Source organism: Pedobacter xixiisoli (assembly GCF_900215335.1).
GTDB lineage: Bacteria > Bacteroidota > Bacteroidia > Sphingobacteriales > Sphingobacteriaceae > Pedobacter > Pedobacter xixiisoli.
On sequence record NZ_OCMT01000001.1, the window covers coordinates 1009395 to 1033930 of the forward strand.

The 24536-nt window shown below is 36.3% G+C and carries 18 protein-coding genes and 1 tRNA gene; 7 read left to right on the plus strand and 12 right to left on the minus strand.

Annotated elements, in window-relative coordinates; genetic code table 11:
- The first annotated feature begins 1 nt into the window (after position 1).
- Positions 2–1522, plus strand: coding sequence for a helix-hairpin-helix domain-containing protein (locus tag CRO54_RS03930; RefSeq protein ID WP_097128926.1), 1521 nt, complete (start codon positions 2–4; stop codon positions 1520–1522).
- Between the two features lie 15 nt (positions 1523–1537).
- Positions 1538–2521 (plus strand): TerC/Alx family metal homeostasis membrane protein, encoded by a 984-nt coding sequence (locus CRO54_RS03935; RefSeq protein ID WP_097128928.1) that lies wholly within the window; start codon positions 1538–1540, stop codon positions 2519–2521.
- A 382-nt stretch (positions 2522–2903) separates the two neighbouring features.
- Here CRO54_RS03935 and CRO54_RS03940 read toward each other — a convergent pair.
- A tRNA-Lys gene (locus CRO54_RS03940) sits at positions 2904–2976 on the minus strand.
- 223 nt (positions 2977–3199) lie between these two features.
- Here CRO54_RS03940 and CRO54_RS03945 point away from each other — a divergent pair.
- The 4 genes from CRO54_RS03945 to CRO54_RS03960 all read left to right on the plus strand — a co-directional run bounded on the left by CRO54_RS03945 (position 3200) and on the right by CRO54_RS03960 (position 7627).
- Entirely contained in the window at positions 3200–3766 is a 567-nt protein-coding gene (locus CRO54_RS03945; protein ID WP_097128930.1) for a UbiX family flavin prenyltransferase, read from the plus strand.
- A 111-nt stretch (positions 3767–3877) separates the two neighbouring features.
- Complete coding sequence (mtaB, locus tag CRO54_RS03950; RefSeq protein WP_097128932.1) at positions 3878–5200, plus strand: tRNA (N(6)-L-threonylcarbamoyladenosine(37)-C(2))-methylthiotransferase MtaB; 1323 nt, start codon at positions 3878–3880, stop codon at positions 5198–5200.
- A 474-nt stretch (positions 5201–5674) separates the two neighbouring features.
- A complete protein-coding gene (locus tag CRO54_RS03955; protein ID WP_097128936.1) occupies positions 5675–6829 on the plus strand; it encodes a prolipoprotein diacylglyceryl transferase in 1155 nt (384 codons plus the stop codon).
- Between the two features lie 3 nt (positions 6830–6832).
- Positions 6833–7627 carry an inositol monophosphatase family protein gene (locus tag CRO54_RS03960; protein ID WP_097128938.1) on the plus strand — a complete coding sequence of 265 codons (795 nt, stop codon included), beginning with the start codon at positions 6833–6835 and terminating at the stop codon, positions 7625–7627.
- 217 nt (positions 7628–7844) lie between these two features.
- On the opposite strand, the gene CRO54_RS03965 is transcribed toward CRO54_RS03960, so the two are convergent.
- The 4 genes from CRO54_RS03965 to CRO54_RS03980 form a co-directional block, all read right to left on the minus strand.
- A complete protein-coding gene (locus tag CRO54_RS03965) occupies positions 7845–8393 on the minus strand; it encodes a NifU family protein (RefSeq protein WP_097128940.1) in 549 nt (182 codons plus the stop codon).
- 135 nt (positions 8394–8528) lie between these two features.
- Entirely contained in the window at positions 8529–9875 is a 1347-nt protein-coding gene (gene purB / locus CRO54_RS03970) for an adenylosuccinate lyase (RefSeq protein WP_097128942.1), read from the minus strand.
- A gap of 126 nt (positions 9876–10001) precedes the next feature.
- Positions 10002–10199 (minus strand): hypothetical protein, encoded by a 198-nt coding sequence (locus CRO54_RS03975; protein WP_097128944.1) that lies wholly within the window; start codon positions 10197–10199, stop codon positions 10002–10004.
- A gap of 158 nt (positions 10200–10357) precedes the next feature.
- Positions 10358–10996 (minus strand): DUF4142 domain-containing protein, encoded by a 639-nt coding sequence (locus tag CRO54_RS03980; protein ID WP_097128945.1) that lies wholly within the window; start codon positions 10994–10996, stop codon positions 10358–10360.
- 154 nt (positions 10997–11150) lie between these two features.
- Between CRO54_RS03980 and CRO54_RS03985 the strand changes: the two genes are divergently transcribed.
- Positions 11151–12686: a L,D-transpeptidase family protein gene (locus CRO54_RS03985; protein ID WP_097128947.1), complete on the plus strand. Its 1536-nt coding sequence runs from the start codon at positions 11151–11153 to the stop codon at positions 12684–12686.
- Between the two features lie 6 nt (positions 12687–12692).
- Here the strand turns inward: CRO54_RS03985 and CRO54_RS03990 are convergent, their stop codons facing one another.
- The 7 genes from CRO54_RS03990 to CRO54_RS04020 all read right to left on the minus strand — a co-directional run bounded on the left by CRO54_RS03990 (position 12693) and on the right by CRO54_RS04020 (position 24485).
- On the minus strand, positions 12693–13469 hold the full coding sequence (locus CRO54_RS03990; protein ID WP_097128949.1) for a murein L,D-transpeptidase catalytic domain family protein: 777 nt from the start codon (positions 13467–13469) through the stop codon (positions 12693–12695).
- A gap of 317 nt (positions 13470–13786) precedes the next feature.
- Complete coding sequence (locus CRO54_RS03995; protein WP_097128951.1) at positions 13787–16441, minus strand: zinc-dependent metalloprotease; 2655 nt, start codon at positions 16439–16441, stop codon at positions 13787–13789.
- A gap of 320 nt (positions 16442–16761) precedes the next feature.
- Positions 16762–18933: a S9 family peptidase gene (locus CRO54_RS04000; RefSeq protein ID WP_097128953.1), complete on the minus strand. Its 2172-nt coding sequence runs from the start codon at positions 18931–18933 to the stop codon at positions 16762–16764.
- Between the two features lie 37 nt (positions 18934–18970).
- Positions 18971–20836, minus strand: coding sequence for an LTA synthase family protein (locus CRO54_RS04005; protein ID WP_097128955.1), 1866 nt, complete (start codon positions 20834–20836; stop codon positions 18971–18973).
- 80 nt (positions 20837–20916) lie between these two features.
- Positions 20917–21594, minus strand: a complete 678-nt coding sequence (locus CRO54_RS04010; RefSeq protein ID WP_097128956.1) for a DUF4412 domain-containing protein — start codon at positions 21592–21594, stop codon at positions 20917–20919.
- A gap of 23 nt (positions 21595–21617) precedes the next feature.
- Positions 21618–22394: an enoyl-CoA hydratase/isomerase family protein gene (locus CRO54_RS04015; protein ID WP_097128959.1), complete on the minus strand. Its 777-nt coding sequence runs from the start codon at positions 22392–22394 to the stop codon at positions 21618–21620.
- A gap of 3 nt (positions 22395–22397) precedes the next feature.
- Positions 22398–24485: a ComEC/Rec2 family competence protein gene (locus CRO54_RS04020; protein WP_097128961.1), complete on the minus strand. Its 2088-nt coding sequence runs from the start codon at positions 24483–24485 to the stop codon at positions 22398–22400.
- Positions 24486–24536: the final 51 nt, after the last annotated feature.

A 24536-nucleotide genomic window follows, 5' to 3' on the forward strand; every position in this document is an offset into this window, starting at 1 on the left:
GATGAATATAGTAACCGTGAGGTCGGTGAACGACCCAAATAAGACATATCAGTTTAACGATAATGGCGAACCGATGAGGGGAGGGATAAAGGATGTTTATTTCAGTCCTGATAAATCTTACGTGGTGGCGCTGTTTAGAGATAAATTGGATGAGAATCAGAAAGAACGGTTAAAGAGAATTACCAATTATTATCGTCCACAAATACAAAATAAAGAAGCTGCAGATTATTTTCTGGAGGAGGTTTTTCGTTGGCCAGCAGATGTGGTGGAGCATAGAGGTTTAACAGGCATCATCGTTCCAACGTATAAAGGGAAATTCTTTTTTAAGCAGGGACACGAAACAGGAGATTTAATTAAAGGCAAGGAAAAGAACGGAAAATGGTTTGCTGCGGCTAAGTTCAGAAACGAGCAGTTTCCGTTAAGAGTGGCGAAAGCAGAGTTAGGTAACTGGTTAAGCTACTTTCAAATCTGTGTTAACTTGGTGCGTGGCGTTAAAAAAATGCATGCCATGGGCTTGGCACATTCTGATCTTTCTTACAATAACGTGTTGATAGACCCGATAGAAAAATCGGCTTGTATGATAGATTTAGATGGGCTGGTAGTACCTGGTCTATTTCCTGCGGAAGTAATTGGCACTGCCGAGTTTATTGCGCCAGAGGTATTGGCAACAAAACACTTGGACAAAGCCGATCCAAATAGGGTATTACCAAGTAGATTGACAGATTTACATGCATTGCCTGTGCTGATTTATATGTTTCTATTACATCGCCACCCATTAAAAGGCGGTAAAGTACATAACTTAGATACAGAAATGGACGACTTGTTGTCGATGGGAAAAGGGGCATTGTTTATTGAGCATCCAACAGATCATAGTAATAGACCAAAAGTCAATCGTTTTTCTAAATGGGATTTACCATGGAGCGATATCAATAAATTACCATATTCCATTACCGGTCCTTATTTGACAGAGATGTTCAATAGGACTTTTATAGAAGGATTGCATCATCCACAAGAAAGACCACCTGCCGAAAGCTGGGAACAAGCTTTGCTTAAAACAGTTGATCTAATGCAGCAATGTACAAATCCGTCTTGTAGTGAAGGTTGGTATGTGTTTGATAATTCTACAGAACCTAAATGTCCATTTTGTGGTACAAAACATAAAGGAACGTTACCAATACTCGATTTTTATTATGAATTTAGTCCGGGAGTTTGGAAGCCTGATAATTCGAGGTTAATGGTGTACAATAATCAGTATTTATTTAACTGGCATGTAGACCGTAACGTGGTAAGAAATGAACGTTTAGATCCTAAAGATAGAGTGCCTGTTGGCTATTTTACCTTTTACGAAGGGCAATGGGTTTTGGTAAATCAGAAACTGGAACACATGAAAGATTTAACAGTGAATAAGGATGTGCCAGTAAATGAAATGATAGTACTTACACAAGGGAAAAAAATCCTACTTTCTACAGAAGAAGGTGGAAGACTAGTATTGATAACAATAACAAATGAAAAACAATCTTAAATTAACCAAAAAATAATGGACAATCTAATCAATCACCCTGGAATAATTGCAGTATTTTCAGTGGTAATTTTAATTATGCTGCTACTAGATTTGGGCATTTTCAACAAGAAAAGCCATGAGGTGTCTAACAAAGAAGCCATCACTTGGTCGTTAGTATGGATAAGCCTTTCAATGATTTTTAGTGGGGTAATCTACTACTTTATGGGCGTAGAGAAGTTCTCTCAATTTCAGTCGGCCTATTGGATAGAAAAAGCCCTTTCGGTAGATAATCTTTTCGTGTTTATTCTCGTATTTGGTTTTTTTAATGTACCTAAGCATTTACATCATAAAGTACTATTTTGGGGTATTATTGGTGCATTGGTACTAAGAGCTATCTTTATTTTCAGCGGTGTGGGCTTAATTAAGCTTACCTATCTTCCCGAAATGGTAATTCTAGGCTATACCCTTAAAATTAATGTTGTACTTACACTATTCGGTATCTTCTTAATTTACGCAGGTATTAAATCTTGGTTTGCAGAAGATGACGATGACGAAGAAAAAGATTTCAATAAAAGCCCTGGTGCTAGGGTGGTACACAAGTTTTTTAAGGTAAGTTCTAATTACGATGGAGATAAGTTTTTTACGATTGAGAACGGAAAGAAACTAGCTACGCCTTTATTGGTTGTAGTTGGTGTTATTGAATTTACCGATTTACTTTTCGCAGTAGATTCTATCCCTGCTATTTTCGCTATTGCACCAGACGATCCGTTTATACTTTATACTTCAAATATTTTCGCGATTTTAGGCTTGAGAGCACTTTATTTCTTATTAGCTAACTTCATCCATTTGTTTAGCAAACTTAAGTTCGGTTTGGCCATTATTCTTGCTTTCATTGGTGTTAAAATGGTGATTTCTCCAATTTATCATATCGAATCAATTCATTCACTATTGGTAGTAGCTGGCGTGTTAATTTTGTCGGTACTCGCATCAGTGATGTTTCCAGAAAAAGCAGAAGAATAATTACCTGCGGATAGGTACTTCGTGTTATAAGCGATGTAAATAGGTTTATAACATATTTTTTGAGGTGAAAAGAATTATATCCTCATGTTTGTTCAGATATAATAGAACTGATAACTAATTTATGATCCCGAAAAAGAATTTAGTTTTTACTGAATCTTTTCCGGGATTCTTTTTTAATTACTTCCAGATTTTAGAAATATTTGTGTTTTACACTACAGCGCTGTAGGGCATAAGGCAGGTTTTAGAGCAAATTGCTTAGTTTATTTTAAGGGGTACTCACCGAATCACTCACTTTTTTTATGGGAATTCGTGTAAGTTTTGGTAAAATCCTAAAAGGAAAAACCCTGCTAATCGTGCGATTGCAGGGTTTTTTAGATCTTTGTGATCCCGCTGGGATTCGAACCCAGGACCACTACATTAAAAGTGTAATGCTCTACCAGCTGAGCTACGGAATCTTCCTTTTTTGAAGAACTTCTTCGTTCTAAGGAGGTGCAAATATAGAAATAGGTTTAATTACCTGCAAATAAAAAATAGAGATAAGTTGTACTTCGCTGATTTAGAGCGTAATTATTTATTTCGCACAATTAGAAACTCTAATTTTAGGGCTATAAACGATGATTTTATCTAACTAATACGGTTTTTTGAAGCTAGCTAGTGCATCAGGTTGTATATTTGTATATGCTAAATAAAAAGAAAATCGTAGTTGCCATTACAGGAGCCAGTGGTTCAATTTATGCTAAACTCTTGTTAGACAATTTGAAAGCACTACAGTCGCAGATAGATAAAGTGGGCATTGTAATGTCTGATAACGCAAAAGAAGTTTGGCGTTACGAATTAGGTAATGACGATTATGATAGCTACGGTTTCGATTTCTATGCAAAAATGGATTTCAATGCACCTTTCGCATCAGGTTCGGCAAAATACGACACGATGATCATTGCACCTTGTTCTATGGGCGCATTAGGACGTATCGCTCACGGTATCTCTAACGATTTAATTTCTAGAGCTGCTGATGTGATTTTGAAAGAACGAAGAAAATTGATTGCTGTAGTTCGTGATACCCCTTTCAGTTTGATTCATTTAAATAACATGAAGGCATTAACAGAAGCTGGAGGAATTATCTGTCCTGCTAATCCGTCTTTTTACAGTTTGCCAAAAACGATAGAGGAAGTTGCTCAAACGGTAGTAGACAGAGTTATTGATTTAGCAGGTTTAGAAAAAGAGAGTTATCGCTGGAACGACTAAATAGTTTAATAGTGGAAAGTTAAAAGTATTGTTAACGGTTTGTCAAACGCTATGCAACTGACAACTGTTAACTGATAACTAAAAACTAAATTCTTATCTTTGCATCCTCAAATGAAGAAAGTAGCTTTTTATACGCTTGGCTGTAAGTTGAATTTCTCGGAAACGTCAACAATTGGTAGATTATTTACCGATGCAGGCTACAGTGTGGTAGAATTTACGGAGGCGGCAGACGTTTACGTAATCAACACTTGTTCTGTAACTGACCACGCAGATAAGAAGTGCCGAAAGGTAGTTAAAGAAGCGCTTAAATATGCTCCAAATGCTTACGTAACTATCGTAGGTTGTTACGCACAGCTAAAACCTCAAGAAATTGCAGAAATTGAAGGGGTGGATATGGTTTTAGGCGCAGCAGAGAAATTCCGTATCGTTGAATTTATTACCGATTTAACTAAGCAGCCAAAAGCGGTTGTGCATCAGCAAGATATTGAGAAAGTAAACCATAACTTTATTGCCGCTTATTCTATTGGTGATAGAACCCGTACTTTCCTAAAAGTGCAGGATGGTTGCGATTATCCATGTACTTATTGTACTATTCCTTTAGCACGTGGCAATAGCCGTAGCGACACTATTGAAAGCGTATTGCAAAAAGCACAACAAATTGCAGCTAGTGGTGTAAAGGAAATCGTACTTACAGGTGTAAATTTGGGTGATTTTGGCATCAGGGAAGGTCAACGTGAAGACCGGTTCTTTGATTTGGTAAAAGCTTTAGATGAAGTAGAGGGAATCGAGAGAATCCGTATTTCTTCTATAGAACCTAATTTGTTAAGCAACGATATCATCGAATTTGTAGCTACTTCAAAAAGATTTGTACCGCATTTCCACATTCCTTTGCAATCTGGTTCTAATAAGATTCTAGGTTTAATGAAACGTCGCTATCAACGTGAATTGTACGTAGACAGAGTGGCTAAAATTAAAGAATTGATGCCTAATTGTTGCATAGGTGTAGATGTGATTGTTGGTTTTCCAGGCGAAACGCAGGAAGATTTCTTAGATACTTATGAGTTCTTAAACGGATTGGATATTTCTTATTTGCACGTATTTACCTATTCGGAGCGTGAGCAAACGGAAGCTGCTGTAATGAAAGGTAAAGTTGCAGGCAGTACTCGTTTCGAACGTAATAAAATGTTGCACATACTGTCGGATAAAAAACGTAGGGCTTTCTATCAATCTCAAATAGGTAGCGAAGGCCAAGTGCTTTTTGAAGATGACCAAAAGAACGGTTTTATGCATGGTTTCACCAAAAACTATGTAAAAGTGAAAGCTAAATACGATCCATTGATGGTTAACGAACTTAAAAATGTGAAGTTAATAGAGCTTACGGCAGAAGGAGAGGTAGAAGTAGCTGAAATGGAGACCGTTTACGCTCACCATTAAAATTTACGTTTTTTAATCATTAAGTAATGAAGAAAATGAAGTTTTAATGAGCCTCAATCTTTGATGTGTAATTTTTAGTCGACATATCTTTTTTTTAGAAAAGCAACCTAGTAGCTTATGGCAAAGTTAGTCCTGCTTTCACTTCAATCTTTTTGTTTTCACCCATCCCGCAAACCTCATAGGTTTCCTCTGCTCGATGTCTGTTAAACCTATGAGGTTTTTTAGTGACAAAAAGTATTTTTCGTTCAATTAGGTTTATGAAAATAAACTGATATATAGAAACTGCCTTTCAAACCCGATAGGAGCGAACATCCCCGATATTATCGGGATAAAGCGTATAGCGGGACTGCCGAAATAGGAAGCGAATAACTTTACTTTTTCAAATCCTAAAAATGACTTCAATGAGCTTTAAAAAGCGATCAAAAAGAGCAAAAGAATAGGCAAATTTTATATATTCGCCTAAACTTTTAATGTATGTTTCCAACCGTATCCCATTTTATTTCTTATTTGTTTGGCATAGAGGTACCTCTACCGTTTAATACCTTTGGCGTATTTGTGGCTTTGGCATTTGTTGCAGGGTATTGGGCTTTTAGCAAGGAGTTAAAACGTAAAGAAGCTTTGGGTATTTTGAAGCCAGTAAAGCACGTGACCACCATTGGAGAGCCTGCTTCTATAGGCGAGTTAATATCAAATGCTTTATTTGGATTTTTGATTGGATATAAACTCATTTATGCTTTAGCAAATTACAAATTGTTTGTAGCGGATTCGCAAACTGTATTGCTATCTACTAAAGGAAATTTATTGGGAGGCTTGGCTTTGGCGGCGCTATTTGTGTATTGGTCGTACAAAGAGAAGGAAAAAGTGAAATTGCCCTCACCTAAAAAGATAGAGGTTACTGTTCGTCCTCACGAGTTGATGAGCAGCATGATTGTTTGGGCGGCTGTTTGGGGCTTTTTAGGTGCTAAAATATTCGATAATCTAGAGCATTGGGATACATTTATACAAGACCCAATTGGTGGTTTGCTTTCATTTAGTGGTTTAACCTTCTATGGAGGTTTAATTTGCGGTGGTGCAGCGGTATTATACATTGCTCATAAAAATGGCATCAAACCTTTACATATGTTGGATGTTGGCGGACCGGGAATGATGTTGGCCTACGGCGTTGGTCGTATTGGCTGTCATTTGTCTGGTGATGGTGATTGGGGAATTGATAACTTAAACCCGAAGCCATTTAATTGGTTGCCAGATTGGTTGTGGGCGTATACTTATCCCAATAACGTAGCTGGAGAAGGTAATCCTATTCCTGGCTGCGTAGGAAGATTTTGTAACGAATTGCCGAATCCTGTTTATCCAACACCTATTTATGAGGTTATTGCAGCTTTATTGATTTTCTGGTTTTTATGGAAAATTAGAACTAAAGTAAACATCCCTGGTATGATGTTCGGTATTTATTTAATGTTTAGTGGCGTGGAGCGTTTCTTAGTGGAATTAATCAGGGTAAATTCTAAATATACGGTTGCCGGTATTTCTTTTACCCAAGCAGAGCTGATTTCTCTGATTCTCTTTATCGCTGGTGCTTTATTGGTGTCGAATGCTTTAAAAAACAAAGATAAACTCGCAAATTACTAGCCAATGAATTACGAATTATTATGCAATAAAGTAATTGCTATTGCGAGACTTACTGGGAATTTCATTAGAAAGGAATCCTTGGCTTTTGATAGTAATGCCATAGAATATAAAGGTTTAAACGACCTAGTTTCTTACGTAGATAAAACTGCTGAGAGACAACTGGTAAAAAACTTAAAAAAAGTGCTGCCAGAATCTGGTTTTATCACAGAAGAAGATGAAACGGAGAATACGTACGATAAACCTTTTACGTGGATTATTGATCCTTTGGATGGTACTACCAATTTCATTCATGGTATCCCGACTTTTTCTATCAGCATTGCTTTGTATGAAGGAAAAGAACCTGTATTAGGCGTGGTCTATGAAATTAACAGGGGAGAAATGTTCTACTCTTACAAAGGTGCCCCAGCTTATTTAAACAACAAAGAAATTAGGGTTTCCAAAGCAAGCGATTTATCCCAATGTCTATTGGCGACGGGTTTTCCTTACTATCAATTCGATAAACAGCCAGAGTATATCAAGTTATTTACAGAGATGATGCAAAGATGCCACGGATTACGCAGGATAGGTTCTGCTGCTGTAGATTTAGCTTACGTAGCTTGTGGTAGATTCGACGCCTACTTTGAATATAACCTTAATTCTTACGACATGGCTGCTGGTGCTTTTTTAGTAAAGCAAGCCGGTGGCACTTTGGTTAATTTTTCGGGTGGCGATGAATATCTTGAAACTAGAGAGATCGTAGCAACCAATGGATTAATTACACAAGAAATTCTAGATACGATTAAGAAGCATTTTAACTAAGTTTTACTCGTTGTTTTAAGAGCAAAAAGACTTACGAAGTTTAACTTATTTTGTATGATTCTTGTTAATGTAAAGTTAAGGGCTTCGCCGTTTAAAAACTTCGTAACTCTTTTTAATTAATATTTTAGGATTGCTTCGCACCTCGCAATGACGACACGCATAGGCAAAAAAAAATCCGGAACGTTCAGTTACGGATTTTTATATAAGCTTTGTACTCTTAAAGTGCTTCAGAAACTACATCTTTCACTTCTGGTACCATACGTTGCAATAAGTTCTGTATGCCCGATTTTAAAGTAATGGTACTTGATGGACAACCACTGCAAGAACCTCTTAATTCTACTGTAACCACACCTTCGTCGAAAGATTTGTAGGTAATCGCACCACCGTCTTGCTCAACTGCTGGACGAACGTAGTCGTGTAAAATTTGTTGTATCTTGATTTCAGTTTCGGTGCCTTCAAAGTTTGGAGCTTCTTCGGCAGCATCTTTAATTTTAAGTTCTGCTTCTACTGCACCTTTTACGAACTCTTTTAAAATAGCTTCAATATCGCCCCATTCTGCATCTTCAGTTTTAGTGATAGTTACAAAATTACTTGCGAAGAAAACACCATTCACAAAGTTGAATTTGAACAACTCCTTTGCAAAAGGTGAGCTTTCAGCACTTTCTTTAGTTGCAAAATCTTCGCTACCGTTAATTAAAAGTTTATTTACCATAAACTTCATCGTAGCTGGATTAGGCGTTTGTTCTGTATATACGTTAATAGTCATGTCTAATAGAATTTATATTACAAAAATATACAATTGCGATCCCAATTGTTGTCTATTTTAGGTCATTAATTTTAGGGGTCAGGTGTTAGTTGCTTGTGACCAGTCCATATTCCTAAAAACTAAACAACCAACAAACTAGTAAATTCCAGTATAGCTAAATGGTGTAATTTGCTTCAATTCAGCTTTAATAATGTCGTTAACTTCTAAACCGTCAATAAACTCAACAATAGTTTCTGCAGTGATTTTTTGGTTAGTTCTAGTCAAAGCTTTCAGCGCTTCGTAAGGGTTAGGGTAAGCTTCTCTACGTAATACCGTCTGAATTGCTTCCGCAACTACGGCCCAGTTGTCTTCCAGATCAGCATTGATGGCCTGTTGGTTAAGTATGATTTTGCCTAAGCCTCTTAAAGTTGAGTTAATTGCAATTAATGTATGTGCCATTGGTACACCAACGTTTCTAAGTACTGTAGAGTCTGTTAAATCTCTTTGTAAACGAGAAATTGGTAATTTAGCAGCTAAAAATTCAAATAACGCATTTGCAATTCCTGCATTTCCTTCGGCATTTTCAAAATCGATTGGGTTTACCTTATGTGGCATAGCCGATGAACCAACTTCTCCTTCTTTAATTTTTTGTTTAAAATAGTTTTTAGAAATGTAAGTCCAGATATCACGGTCTAAATCTATAATGATGTTATTGATACGCTTTAAAGCATCGCATTGAGCAGCGAATTGATCGTAATGTTCTATTTGTGTAGTGTGTTGCGCTCTACTCAACCCTAAAGTTCCATTAACAAATTGATTAGAAAAATCTACCCAATTTATCTGAGGGTACGCAATATGGTGAGCATTGAAGTTTCCTGTTGCACCGCCAAACTTAGCGCCGTTAGGTATCGTTTCCAAATTAGCCAATTGAACTTTTAAGCGCTCTACAAACACCATAAATTCTTTCCCTAATTTGGTAGGCGAGGCTGGCTGACCATGGGTGTGAGCTAATAATGGTACGTTGTTCCATTCGTTAGCAAGTTCCGCCAATTTTTCGATTAATTGTTTAATAGCAGGGTAGTAACTTTCTGTTAAGGCTAGTTTAAAAGTATATGGAATAGCAGTGTTATTGATATCTTGAGAAGTTAACCCAAAATGGATAAATTCTTTATAAGCCTGCAAGCCTAGTCCATCAAATTTACCTTTGATGAAATACTCTACAGCCTTTACATCGTGATTAGTTACACTTTCTGTGTCTTTTACGCTTTGCGCATCAGCTTCGTTAAAATCTTCATAAATTTTTCTTAGCTGAGCAAATAGGTTTTTATCGAAACTCTCTGTACCTGGAACATTTGCTTCTACTAAGGCAATAAAATATTCTACTTCTACCAGTACTCTGTATTTGATTAATGCATATTCAGAAAAATAGTCGGCAAGTTTAGCAGTAGTTTTTCTGTAGCGGCCATCAATAGGAGAGATAGCTTGTAATGAAGATAAGGTCATATTTTATTGATTTTTATAAAGATGTGCAAAGTTAACATTTGTTGACTATTAACATAGCCGAAAAAAGTTTATAAACGAAAAAAGCCCCGATTATATCGAGGCTTTTCTTATACTTTACGTATTTGACTAGTGTTTTGCAGTTGTATCAACAACAGTAGTATCAGTAGTAGTTTTAACAACTGTATCAGTTACAGTAGTATCAGCAGTGATAGTAGTGTCTGAAGCTACAGTATCAGTAGTTTCTGCTTTTTTCTCAGAAGAACAAGCAACTACAGTTAAAGATAAAGCTAATGCTAAGAAGCCAAATTTGAATAAGTTTTTCATTTTAATTTTCGTTTAAACTTTTTTAATTAATTAATTACTGATTAATACCTCTATCTAAAAAAGGTAACCCTGAAAAAATTAAATATTTTTAAATAAGTTTTAAGTTATTGATAATCAATTTATTAAAATTATATTTTTTTGGTAAAAAAAATGGTTACCTATTTAATGGCTACTTCGCCAGGCCTTGTACTTTGCGAACCTGTCTCGTTGGCTTCATTAATTAATTTAGTAGTTTCTGCCTGTTGCGCCTTAATAACGGTAGATGCATTTTTTGCGTAGTTCGTTAAATCTGTGTTGGATAGATTTTTAGCCTCTTCGAACAAAGTGGTATAGGCAGCTTGAAAGGATTGTAGCTTTTGTAAGATTTGCTGGTCTAGGGTTGGAGACGAAAGTTCTTTTATCGAATTGATTTCTTTCTGTTGGGTGTCAGAAAGCTTTCTTTCCAGTAGCACGCCCTTTCCCTTTGCAATCATTTCTATGTCATCAGTAAGTTTTATGTAGCTGGGGGCGATCTTCTTTGCAAAAGATTTTAAACCGGCGTGCTTGCTTTTAGCGGCTAAGTTGGTTAATTCTGAAACGTAAAGGTTTTGCGAGTGTACTGAAAGTATAAAGGCTTTTTCTGCACCGTCCATGTCAATGTCTGCAGTGTTTACCTTTGCCTTATTCGTATCATCAATTGTTGAGTCTACCTCTTCAACTGATTTATCACGATGTTCTCTTTCTGGAGAACTGCAAGAAGTTGCGAATAACAACGCTGTTGTAGCGCCGACAATCATCATTTTATTTAGGTTAATCATAACTTTTAGAATTAATGTTTTCCTTATAACCAATTATAATTCATTTTGATTGCCAAATATCAAAATAGTAGTCTCCAGCTGTCCTAAAAGGATAATTGTTGCGTGGTTAATTAAAATAATCCAAACAAAATGTCGAAATTTTAATTAAATAAATATGAATACACATCGAACCTCCATTAATGGCTTGTCTATTTTTATCGTAGCACTTTTAATAATTATCATTGGATTTTCTGCTTGTAAAAAAAGTGAATCAGAAGTGGGAAAACTTGCTTTTAAAGTTTCAGGAAATAAGATTTTTAAAGAAATAAATGACGAAGCTTTTGCTGAAAAATTAAAAACAGTTAGCAAAGAAAAATCAATGGATTTTAAAAACCCGAAATTTTTGACAGCATTTTATGAAAAACATAATTATGCGCCTGTGCTTTTAACAAAGATTTTAAAAGATAATCAGTTGGATAGTGTTGTGTCTGTTTTGAATAGGGTGGATGCTCATGGTTTAAGTTCTAAGTTGTTTGATGGAGAGCAGATCAAATCGACATATGAAAAAATTGCTCACAAAAATAAAATTTCGGACTTAGGAGAAGCATATAGCGTACTTGTGGATTTGGAGCTTTCTTTGGCTAATGCGATCACTAATTATAGTAATGCCATGCAATTTGGAGTGGTTAGCCCTAGGAGGATATATGCGCAGTATTATACCAAAACAAAACGCCCTGATGAAAAGAGTTTTTTTGAGGCATTAGAAGCGATAGATCCCACGAAGTTTTTGGATAGCGTACAGCCGAAAGATAAGCAGTATGTCGCATTGCAGAAAGCGTTAAAATCTCAGAGAACATCTACTAGTGCTGGTGGAGAGGAAGCAGAACGCATTTTGATAGTTAATTTGGAGCGTTTACGCTGGCAAAATAAACCGAGCGAGGATAAGTACGTTTGGGTTAATATTCCAGATTTTAGTTTAGATGTAATTGAAGATGAAAAGTCTACCTTACGAATGAAAGTATGTGTTGGGGAGGGTAGAAATCAAGATTATAAAGATAAATTGATCGAGTATGACGAGTCGGGATTGAAAAAAGATCGTCCTTTTAATAGAGAAACTCCACAGCTTAGTAGCTTAATTCACAGTGTGCAAGTTAATCCAGTATGGAACATTCCCGAAAGTATCGCTAATAATGAAATTACCAAATACGCTGCCGCCGATCCTTACTATTTGGCCAATAATAATATTGACGTGTATCTAAATGGAAAAAAAGTAGAAGATCCAGAAACAGTTAATTGGGCTGTTGATGGGGCAGGTAAAAAGTACAAATTCAAGCAGCGTCCTGGTGAGGATAATTCACTAGGCAAGATCAAATTTCTTTTTGATAACCAAAGCAGTGTTTATTTGCACGATACACCTAATCAACAAGCTTTTAATCAGCAGGTAAGAGCTGTAAGCCATGGTTGTGTAAGAGTAGAAAAGCCTTTAGAGTTGGCACAAGCATTATTTGGTAATGGTGCTACTTACGAAGGAATTAAAAAAGCTATGCAAACAGGAGAACCGAAAGTAAACGACATCGCCTTGAAGAATAAAGTGCCTGTATATCTAAGTTATCTCACTTGCTGGCAAGATGATACTGGTAAATTGCAATATCGTAAAGATGTATATGGTTTAGATATCGTGTTGTATACACACTTAATACGATTAAAGTAGATTGCTTTAATCCATGTGCGTAGTTTGATAGTCGTTGGCAAAACTTGCTGCTAAAGTTTCATTTAAGTATTTGGATTGATAGTTTTCTACCGATTTGTTGATGAATAGTACAGTTTTATCTTCAATAGTATTGATTACTTTATCTGCCAATTCTGGAGCTACAGCTGGGCAGCCTTGACTACGTCCTAGACGACCTAATGCTTTGATGGTTCCATTGCTTACGTAAGGAGCACCATGTACTACTATGGCTCTGCTTCGAGCGTTTGAGTTGAAACCTTCGTCCATTCCGTCCAGTTTTAATGATTTTCCGTGAATACCTCTGTAAACTTCTCCCGTAACATAAAAACCTAAGCTGCTGGATAAAGAATTGTTGATGTTGGAAAAATTGGTTGCTTCATCGCCACCGCTGTTTTGCCCATGTGCCACCCAAGTATTTAAAAGCAATGCTTTTTTGTTCAAATCGATGATATAAAGTCGCTTTTTAGTGCTTAGTTGATCAAAGTCTGCGATAGTTAAAATTCCTTTCTCAGAGGTATGACCAGAATATCTGAGGTTGTAAAAGCCTGTCAGTGCTTTTTCGAAAACCGGCAGTGATAAACCAACTTCTTTTAAATGCAAATCTGCATAAAGTGTGTTAATATAGCTGTTGTAGATACTGTCCGCAGCCAAAGGTGCTTTAGTAGCATTTTTAGTTTCGAAATCCGTATTCGGTTTACGTGCTGAAGCTAATAATAATAAGAGTGCTAATCCTGATACGCTTAATCCCAAAAGGTTCTTTCTCACTATATCTATTTATATTAAAGGTTACGTAAGCGGTTTAATCTATAGGCTGTGATTTTTTTGTTTGTTGGTACAAAAGTAAGATTTGAATTTGTTTGTTTATAATATAGATTCTAATTCTTGCTATTTTATGACATTCCTTTTTTTTCTTTAATATGATGATTCAGCTTGTTTTATCTAATTCTGTCTCTCTAACGCTTTAGTGTTGTTCTTATTGTTCTAAAACAATTAATTGGTTTGAAAGTGGGATTTTTGTTTTAAAAAAAAACACTCCGTAAGTTTTACCTACGGAGTGTTTAAAGAATTAACTTTAAAAGTTACTACTTAGCCGACGATGTAGAAGTTGCTTTGTCAATTAAGAATGTCAGAGCAGTTCTGTGGGCTTTTGTTTGTTCATCTGTGCTTGTAGCTGTAGCTAACTGACTTTTAATTTTAACTAAAGTAGCCAATGCAGCAGCTTTACTTGCATTATCGTAACCACCAGGGGCAGCAACAATAGCAGCGGCAGCTTTCACATATTCAGTCTGTAAATTTTGACGGAATAAGTTTACGTTTCCTTTTAAATCAGCAACAAAAATATCATTAGTCAAATCGTTCATCACGCTGGCTACCGAATAAGTGTTACCGTATAAGCCACTGTTGTTAATTCTGCTCAACGTAGTTGGATGTAATAACTGAGCCAAAGTGCCTAACTGTAAAGAAAGGAAAGTACTTTGAGGCTTGATGTCTTCAGTAGCGCCGAAGAAACCAAATCCTCTACGCTGAATTTGAAGGTAAGGGAATAAAGCTTTATCAGCATCAAATGCATTAGGTGAAAATACATATGTGCTCAATAATGCCAACGCTTTCTTTTGGTAAGCTTCTGGTACTGGTGTAAATGGTGCAGTTTTAGTTTCTTGACCTACAAAACTACGATCTACGTAAACGCCACCAATATAGCGACTTAAAGCAGCGGCCATACTTGCACGTTGACCATTAAGTTGATTGTATTTAATTCTTAATTCCTGATAACTTTGATTAGGTTTGCTAAATCTGTCTTTTAACTTAGGGATCATGCTATTGATTAATTTAAAGCGGTCTTCGCCATAAACAACCATGTCATTAGTTTGATCATTAACATTAACTCTAGGATCGATACCTCCACCTGGACTACGCATATCATCTGCGTCGTTACCGAAAGCTAATTGTGGATCAGTACTTCTGCTCAAAATTTTGTTTAAACCAGCCTCTTCTTCTTTTTCGCTGAAAGGAGTGTAGCCATATTCAATAGCCCATAAATCGTAAGGACCAGCTTTAGTGGTATAGTAATCACCCTGTTTGCTACGATCGCTGCTTACATTGATAGCAGGGTAATCCATTACAGAACCTTGTAAACCAATTTTACGTGTTAAGCTTTTGTCATTCATTTGAGCTGGGCTCAACATCTGACTAGCTTTCATATTATGGTTCAGGCCTAAGGTATGGCCCATTTCATGCATAATTAGATAGTACAAGAATTGCTTATGCATTTCCTTAACAGTAGCTGCTCTTGCTGCTTCAGATACATTCGCATCTAAAACCTCGATAGCAGCCAAACCAGTTTGATACTGCATGCTTAGCTCTTGTGCTAAAGAACAGAAAGCCAAGTGGTTTTTATCGCTATGATTGTGTGCGCCGTGCTGAGTTTCCGCTACAGCTTGCACAGGATTTTCCCAAGGCAGATTCAGTGCCATAGACGGACCTCCGTTGTACAATTCATCCTGCACTGCGGTACCCGCACCTGATTTCCATTCTACAGTAATATCAGCACCCAAAATTTGTCCGGTTAAAGGATTATAGAAACTTGGGCCGATAGCACCATAAGAAGGATAGGCAGAAGAAACCCAACGAATCACATTGTAAGAAATGTCAGAAGGATCCCAAGTAGCATTATCTGGCATTTGTTTCATGACAACTGCATTTTTAAAACCAGCCTTTTCAAATGCTTCATTCCATTTTTCGCCTGCTTCTTTGATGATTGAGCGATATTCTAATGGCGTAGTATTTTCAATCCAGAAAACAATTGGTTCTACTGGCTCACTCAATTTAGCATTAGGGTTTTTCTTTTTCAAATCCCAGCGACTGATGAAGTCTTTATAAGGTGTAGCACCTACAGAAGTCAAGTTATCAACTTCGGCTCCAAAATAACCTACTCTAGGGTCATCTTTACGAGGTCTGAAGTCATTCTGTGGTACTTCCAAGAAAGAGTGTTGCATTTTTACACGAACATATCTTGCGTCGGTAATATCTTTACCACCTCCGTTTAAAGGCATCGGATTGTCGTAAGCTAGGTCTACCACCACATCAGTATTACCGTTAAAAGATTTTACTGCCTGATATTTTGACTTAGCAGCATTTAAACTTCCTAAGTTGAACATGGCACCAGGAGGCAATCCTGGAGGGGTAGTGGGTTTAACAGGATCTAGTTTATCACTCAAAAACAAGCCATCTACAGCAATTAAATAACCGCCATCATCTTTAGCACTAAACTTGTCAGCAAAAAACACCGCATCAGAAACGTCTACGTTAGCAGCTTTACTCACTGGATTAGCCGGATCATAATAGAAAGCCGTATTTTTTTCTAAAAACTCAACCTTGTCATCCATCTGTTTGATGTGAAATAATTTGGTGGATCTAATCATGTTCTGGTTTAAGAACAATCTGGTTGGTCCGCCCATAGAGAAACTCTGGTAGATAAAATCTTTACCTAACTGGTCTTTCTTTACATACAATTGCAGACTACCGGTAACGGTATCTTTGTAAAGAGTAAACAAACCATCAATTTTTTTGCTCGATTTGGTCTTGTCGGCAACTGTTGCTTTTGGTGGGGTTGGAGGAGTGGTAGGAGCCACTTTTTTAGTGGTGTCGGCAGGTTTGTCTGCTTTTTTTGTTTCCTGAGCATTAGCGCTGAAAGCGAATAGCGCCGCCGCGGGAATTAACCATAAATGTTTCTTCATTTTTAAGTTAGTTAATGTGTACTGGTTGATTAGCGTTGGTTGGAACGATTGATTCCTTCCTGTTAATTTTTAGCAAGTTAATTAATTGAGACTAAATATTAGATATTAGACGGGCTGAAAAGAGAAATGTTGCAGCTATTTATGAGATTAGCTAATAGAATTTGTAACTAATTATATAAGAAATCTTTACGTGCTATTTTGTTATCGGAGTTGTCAATCTGAGTTTATGCAAATGATTTGTGAAAGCTTTCCCTCAAAAAAAATGGCTGAAAGATTAAATCATTCAGCCATTTGTAGTTTCTTTTGCGATTGGTAAGTGCCTACCTTCCTCCTGGAGGACAATTCTCTTTTAAAAACTTCGTAAAAATTAAAGCCAAGTGCTCTCTAGTACCTTCACCTTCTGCAATGCCATGCGTACGATTTGGATAACTCATCAACTGAAAAACCTTTTTGTGTTTAACCAATTCATTAATCAACATTTCGGCATTTTGGTAGTGCACATTATCATCTCCCGTACCATGAATGTACAATAGATTTCCCTTTAAGTTTTTTGCATGCGTAATTGGCGAACCTTTCACGTAAGCATCAGTGTTAGGGAAAGGAGTTCCCATGTAGCGCTCTTGATAAATATTGTCGTAAGTTAATTGATTCGCTACAGCTGCTACTGCAATACCTGTTTTGTAAATTTCTGGATATTGGAATAGTAGATTTAGGGTAGAAGAGCCTCCACCACTCCAGCCATGTACTGCAACACGATCTTTATCCATAAACGGATACGTTGCCAATAGCTTTTTAGTAGCCATTGCCTGGTCACGGATATTGATTACGCCAATGTTCTTGTAAATTGCTTTTCTCCAAGCTGTGCCTTTGGGAACAGGTGCACCACGGTTATCCATAGAAATATAGATATAACCATCTTTAGCCAAGTCTCCCGCATATAATCCTGTTTTTCCGGCTCCCCAAACGTCTGCTGCCGTCTGTGAGGCGGGTTCTCCGTACACATAAAATAAAACCGGATATTTTTTCGTAGCATCGAAATTGTCTGGTTTTTTCATCCAACCATCCATTTCTACACCATCTTCTGTAGTTACTTTAAAGAATTCGACTTTGTTTTTAATGGCTTGTTGCTTACCTAGTTGATTGGTGATACTTCCTTCCATACTTAATGGATTGTTTGTAGTAAAGTTCATCCATTCGGTAACTGGCGCAATAGTAGAGCTGTTATAACTATGGCGAGCAAAAAGTCCGTTAGGAGAAATAGAATAGCTGTGCGTACCTGGTAAAACAGAAGGTGTAACCATTTCTAATTTACCTTTGCCATCTAATTTTGTTTTATATAGATATTTCTGGGTGGCATTATTTGGAGATGCCATAAAATAGATAGTGTTGCTTTTCTCATCAACCAAATTCAAATCAATTACATCATAATTTCCTTTGGTTATCAATGTTTCTTTTTTTCCATCCTTGCTTATGCGATAAAAGTGGTTGTAGCCATCTTTTTCAGTTTGATAGATAAACTCTTTGTTGCCGTTAAGCCAAATGAATTGGTCTTGTGCATCTATCCAAGACTTATTGGTTTCTTTATAGATTTCGGCAATTGCTCCAGTAGTGGCATTAGCTACAAACAGCTTGCTTTCGTTTTGTTCACGATTTAATTGTTGCAATATAATTTCATTGGTATTAGGAATCCAGTCCATACGAGGGATATAGTTTTGGATAGCGCTACTTGGAACTGCTAACCAATTTGTTTTTGCAGTAGCAATATCTACTACACCAATTTTGCAAGCAGATGGGTCTTGACCAACTTTTGGATATTCTACAGGAACATTGAATGAATAGATAGAATCCGTGTTGTTAATCATCAGGAAGTTTTTGATTTTAGTAGCATCGATTTGCCAGTAAGCTATTGATTTACTATCTGGCGACCACCTGAAACCGTCCAAACAACCAAATTCTTCTTCGTAAACCCAATCGAAAGTTCCGTTAATCATTCTAGCAGTTCCGTTGGTTGTAAGAGCCTTGATGTTTCCACTTGCTAAATCTTCTACGTACACGTTATGCTCACTCACGTAGGCTACTTTTGAGCCATCAGGTGAAAACTTTGCAAACATTAAAGATGACACTGGTTTGCCTTTCCCAATTTGTTTTAAAGTATTGTTGGTGATGTCTGCAACCCAATAATCGCCACGGCTATCTTGACGCCAAACTCTTTTAGTATTAGTGTAGATTAGTGCTTTGGTGCCGTCATCAGTTAATTGAAAACTTCTTACTTTAAGTGGGCTAGAAGCATTGCTTGGAGTTAATAATTGACTGCTAATGATAGTTTTTCTATCATTTTTTGGCAAAGTGATAGTCACGATTTCTCCGCCAGTGTTTTGGTAGTAACTGTTACCATCTTTGGTCCAGTTGATACCGCCTCTTTGCGCTTTTGCATTGCTAGCTCCAAAAATTGAAACTACTGCAAGAGCAATAAATAATTTGGTGATTTTCATTTGGTTATAAATAGTTAAGTTGTTGTAAGTATTTGTTTTACAGGTTGATAAAATATTGGTAAGCCGACTGAATGTATGATTTTCCTGAATTTAAGATTGCATTGGTTTGCTTAGCATTTTCCGGATTACTATTGTAAAGCACACTTTTACCAACATTGTCGAAGGTTACCGTATGTCCATTATCGATAAATCCAAAACCATTATCCCAGCTAAAATAAGCAAAATGTTTGCTGTATGGATTTAAAAGGTTTTTACTCCATATAAACTCGGTACTCTTCATTTTTAATTGAGCCAATAGCGTTGCTGCTAAATCTTGTTGGCTGCCAGTTTTATCAAATGCTTGTCCTCTAAAATTTTCTTTAATTACTTCTCCGTAAAATATCATCGGGATGTGATAACGTTGAGGTTCGTAAATTTCATGGTCCATTTTTGGAAGCGTATGCCCATGGTCAGCTACGAAAATAAATAAGGTGTTTTTGTACCAGGGCTGTTTTTTAGCTTCACTTAAGTAACTTCCAATACACGAATCTGTATAAAAGGCAGTGCTTTTAAACCGCTGTACGTTATCTGCGCTACCAAATTTATAATTAACTGGTAATTCAAAAGGTTCGTGATTAGTTAATGATAAAATGGTGGAGAAAAAAGGTTGCTTAGTCGCATTGGCATCGGTTAATTGCCTGTTAAAAACAAGACCATCGTAAGCACCCCATTTAGAGTTCATGTCTTTTTTATCAAAGGTATTTCTATCTGTAAGTTTGTTGTATTGATGACCCAAGATAAATGCCTTGTAGTTATCAAATTCAGATTCCCCACCATAATAAAATGAGGTTTGATAACCATTTTGATGCATTTTCTGACTTATTGCCGGGATTTTCTGCATCTTTTCTGGCCATTTTACAATGCTGCCTACACCTAAAGTTGGAAAACCAGTTAACGAACCGATTAGGCCTTTATCTGTACGATTGCCCGTTGAGTAAATTTGGCTAAACGAAACTCCATTTTTTGTTAAGCTATCTAAAATCGGAGTAACTCCATCTTCGCCACCTAAAGATTTAACTAAATCTGCGGTAAAGCTCTCTAAGATGAAAATTACTACATTGGGTTTATCTGTTCTTAAAAAGGAAATAGTGGTATCTTTTTCTACATGATATAAATTACTTACCTCTAAGTCAGCTTGTTTTTGGTCTAAGTAGATGTACGGGTTTTTCTTCACCTTGCCACTAGCCAAAATACTCGACATTAAGTTCCACTCTGTGTTTAATGAAGCATGGTTTAATATCTGATAATTAGAGTAGAAAGCCATGCTTTGGGAATTTGGAGCAGTTGCGGTTCCGCCTCTAATAAGTAGAAAGTTAAAACCTAGTACCAAAATTGCAATAATTAGCTTTGCCCAAACTGGTGTTTTGGTAAACTGTATTTGGCGTTTAATGAGGATGAAATTCAAGTAAAATCCTACTGCTAATAAAATCAGGAGTACAAATAAAGTAAGGAAAATAGGGGAAGAAGCGCTTGATGCTAAAGACTCGTTCGGCGTGCGAATAGCAAATTCTATGGCACGGGCATTTACCTTGCTTCCCCATTCGCGGTAAATGTTAAAGTTGATGATTGAGATGAAACTGAAAAGCACAATCAATACGCCGTTGTAAATTCTTACCCAGTTAAAGGCAATTTTTTCTCTGTTAGTGAAATACCAGAAAGTGTACACCAATACTGGAATAGCCGCAATGTAAGCGGTCATCGATAGATCTAGCCTTAATGCATGGTAATAAGCCGCAAATTTTTCGGAAAGAGGAATATCTCTGAGTTTAACGTGGAAGATAAACATGAAAATGAACCTATCCACTGCGAAATAGAGTAGCCAGAACAGAAAGTATCTGGCGAAAAAAATTAGACTTTTAAACATGGGCGGCTAAATTACTAAAAAAGCAGAAAAAAAGCCCACGACTTCAATCGTGGGCTTCCAATATTTATTTAATGTTGACCTTATTCGCCACCACCTTGCATAGCCATTATTTCTTGCATGGTTTTAAGTTCGTAACCACTAGGTACTTCTAAAGAGAATGGACCAACTTTATCTTCAGATACATTTTTAACAGTTAAAGTCACTTTCATTCCATTTTGGAAAGTAGTGTATTTTACCAAAGCACCTTTGATATCTTTAAATTGTTGACCAGCAAAACCAGTAGGAAGCTCGATGTCTGTAGTAGCCCATAATTCGTAAGTGCCACCTTTATCATCTTTGTAACTGTATTTTTCTGCGTTGTAGTTACCTACTTTTTGTTTCTCACCAGTAGCTTTAAAATCACTTAATTTTGGAGCAGCTTCCTCAGCTTTTGCTACTTCTTCTTTAGTCATTTTAACCGCATATTGCATTTGTGCCATTGGAACATCAATTAGCATTAAACCTGTTTTTTCTACAAAATCCTGTAAAATTCCAATGGAAGCAGGACCTTGTTGCATATCCATACGCATTACATTGCCACTAAATTTTACTTTTTGCTCCTTAGGCAACTGAGAAGCTAATGCAGCTTGTTCTGCTGGTAATGAGTACTCTACACCGTAAGTTACTGTGCCTTGAGAAATTTTCTTTTGAGCATTGGCAATAATTGCCGAACCTAATAAGATAGTTGCTAAAAAGCCTGTTTTTACTGATTTAAACATCATATTGTTTTAGTTATAGTTTTTTACCACTTAATTTTTTCCTTTGCCAAGAAAGATGAAATTCCTTTTTTGAAATCATCACTTTCTCGTGTTTTGGCGTTTACTTTAATCGCATTATTCAAACAACTATCGAGCCAAGTATTACTAGTTTGGTTGATGAGTTGCTTGGTTAAAGCTAGCGAATTTCCCGAAGTATTATCACTCAAATTTACTGCGAATTCACGCACAATTTGATTGATTTCTTCACTTTTTGTTACATAAGTAATCAAATTATATTTCAGGGCTTCCTCTGCTGTGAACAAATCTCCACTGAGCAATAGTTTCTTCGCTAAAGTTTCTCCTGTTTTTTGTACCAAATAACAACTTACAATAGCGGGTACAAAACCTAATTTTACTTCTGTGTAACCAAATTTAGCTTCTGGTACAGCAAAAATAATATCGCAAATGGTAGCTAAACCGCAACCGCCAGCAATAGCATGACCTTCAACCTGTGCAACTACAACCTTAGATAAGGTACGAATGGTCTCGAAAAGTTCCTTTAATGTTGTAGAATCTTGAATGTTCTCTTCGTAAGAAAAATGCTGGAGCTGCTGCATATAGTTCAAATCTGCACCGGCACTGAAAACATCGCCATTGGCTTTTAAGACTACTATTTTTACATTTTCATCACTTTGTGCACTTAAGAAAGCTGCTGTTAATTCAGCAACCAAAGTTGGATTTAATGCATTTCTTTTGTCGGGTCGGTTAATGGTAATCTCCGCAATGCGTTGCTCAACCTGATATATTACTAATGATTCCATAAACTAATTAAACTTTAGCGTTACTGCCTTTCGCTTTTTTAATGCATGAACGGTTACTTTTAAGCTATCGGCTTGTTGCCCAAACTTAGCAATTATATAATCTTTATTGCTGGCATCTAAAATTAAATTCGAAAACTCGATTTCTTCTTTTAAAAACTCCATTTTTTGTCTCGGGTTGTTATGCATCCAAAGGAAATCAAAGCTATGTTTTTGACTCAATTTTTTAGCATTAAATTTTTCATCTATCAATAAAAATTGTTTTCCTTTATAGTTGATTTGGTGGTCTTTCTTTATAAAATGTTGAGATTGAAAATCCGTATCCCAATTAATAAACTGAATGGTTTTAACTTGTTTTTGGTCTAAAGCAGGCTTTACGAAGAATTCGAAGTTTCTATCAGTTGAATTTAAATCGGTAAGCAAAATACTTTCATTACCATCGATAAATGCCGCTGCGTAATTTTTTCTCAAGCTAAAAAAGATGAGCTCTTGTTGCTTGGTAGACATTATTTTTTGGTAGGCAAAAGTAACTTGAATAACTAGCAGTATAATTGCGCTGCTCAACAGATATTTCTTTTTATACTGGATTAGTGCTATGGTAAGTAAGATCATAAATAAACACAATAACAGCAACTGCCATTTATTGAGCCATATTTCGGTGATACCAGCATAAGGGAGTTCCGAAATCCACTTTAATCCTTTGTTGATAAATACAATAAGCCACTCAAAAGCAGGTGCTATAAAATGAACTTTTAGTAATAAGATAGCAATACCTACGTACATTAATATTGTAATTGGTATAAGGATAAAAAGGTTGCTAATGATAAAGTAAACTGGGAATTGATGGAAATAATAGATGCTCAACGGGAGTGTAGCCAACTGTGCCGCCAAACTCATGGCAACAGTTCCCCATAATTTATCTAGCCATTTATTTTTGAAATAACACCATTTATAGATTTTAGGTTGATAATAAATTAGCCCAAATACGGCTAAAAATGAAAGTTGAAAACCGACATCCCAGACTAAAAATGGATTGTAGGCTAATAAGCCAAATGCAGTAAAAGCTACAATATTGTAACTGTTGCTACTCCGTTTAAACTGTTTGGCTAAGATAAAAGCTGTAAGCATAATTGCCGATCTTAACACAGAAGGAGAAAAGCCAGTTAAAAGAGAATAGTACCAAATTAAGCTGCAAATGAGTATAACTTTAAAAACGCGACCCGCATTCTTCTTATCGAGGAAAGACAGCAGCCAGTTTAGCATAATGTAAATAATACCTACATGCATACCCGAAACAGATAGGGCGTGAATAGTTCCTGTTTTACTGTAAGCGGCTAAAGTTTCCTTGCTTAAATCGGCACGATAGCCTAAAATTAAGGTTGAAGCTACTGCAAAAGCTTCATCATCATGAATAAGTTTTCTGTAAATCTCTACTTGTTGCTTTCTAACTTTTAAGGCATAATCTATGATCGGATTTCCTTCACTTTCTAGAAGTTTTATTAATTCATCTTGTCGTATAAAGCTTTGATGATAGATGTTTTTAGCAGCTAACCATTGTTTGAAATCAAATTCTGCAGGATTGTAAGGTGGTTCTACCGGAAGGTAATTTGCTAAAATCAATAATTCGTCGCCATAGCTTAGATGGATAGGAGATAGACTGTCTACTTTTAGTGCGATAAGTAAATTTCCGCTACATTTTTCTGCTACATTATTTAAATATCCATCCGTAACTGCAACTTCAAATCTTAAAATATCATTCGTTTGTTGAGGTTCGCTATTTATCCAAACTTTTAATTGATGATACTGCTTATGGGCATAATAGTTTTTACGAAGGAAGTTGGTATGAAATAGTGTAAGGAATATTCCTAAAAAGAAAAACAGGAGATAATAGAGGCTGGCAATTGGTTTTTTATAGTTCCAAGCTTTGAGTTTCTTGTAGAAGGTATTAATTAAGAGTGCAGCGATTGATAATGATGCCAAAACTATTGCGGCTACTCTTAATAGTTGTTGGTTCTGTAAATAGTAGCCTAAGATGATGCCGCCAATCAACGGCAAAAGTATCTTGACAAATACTATTTCTGCTCTAAATATCAAATTGGTTGGTTAACTGTTCAAATTGTATAAATGGTTAATTGTTGATGGCTT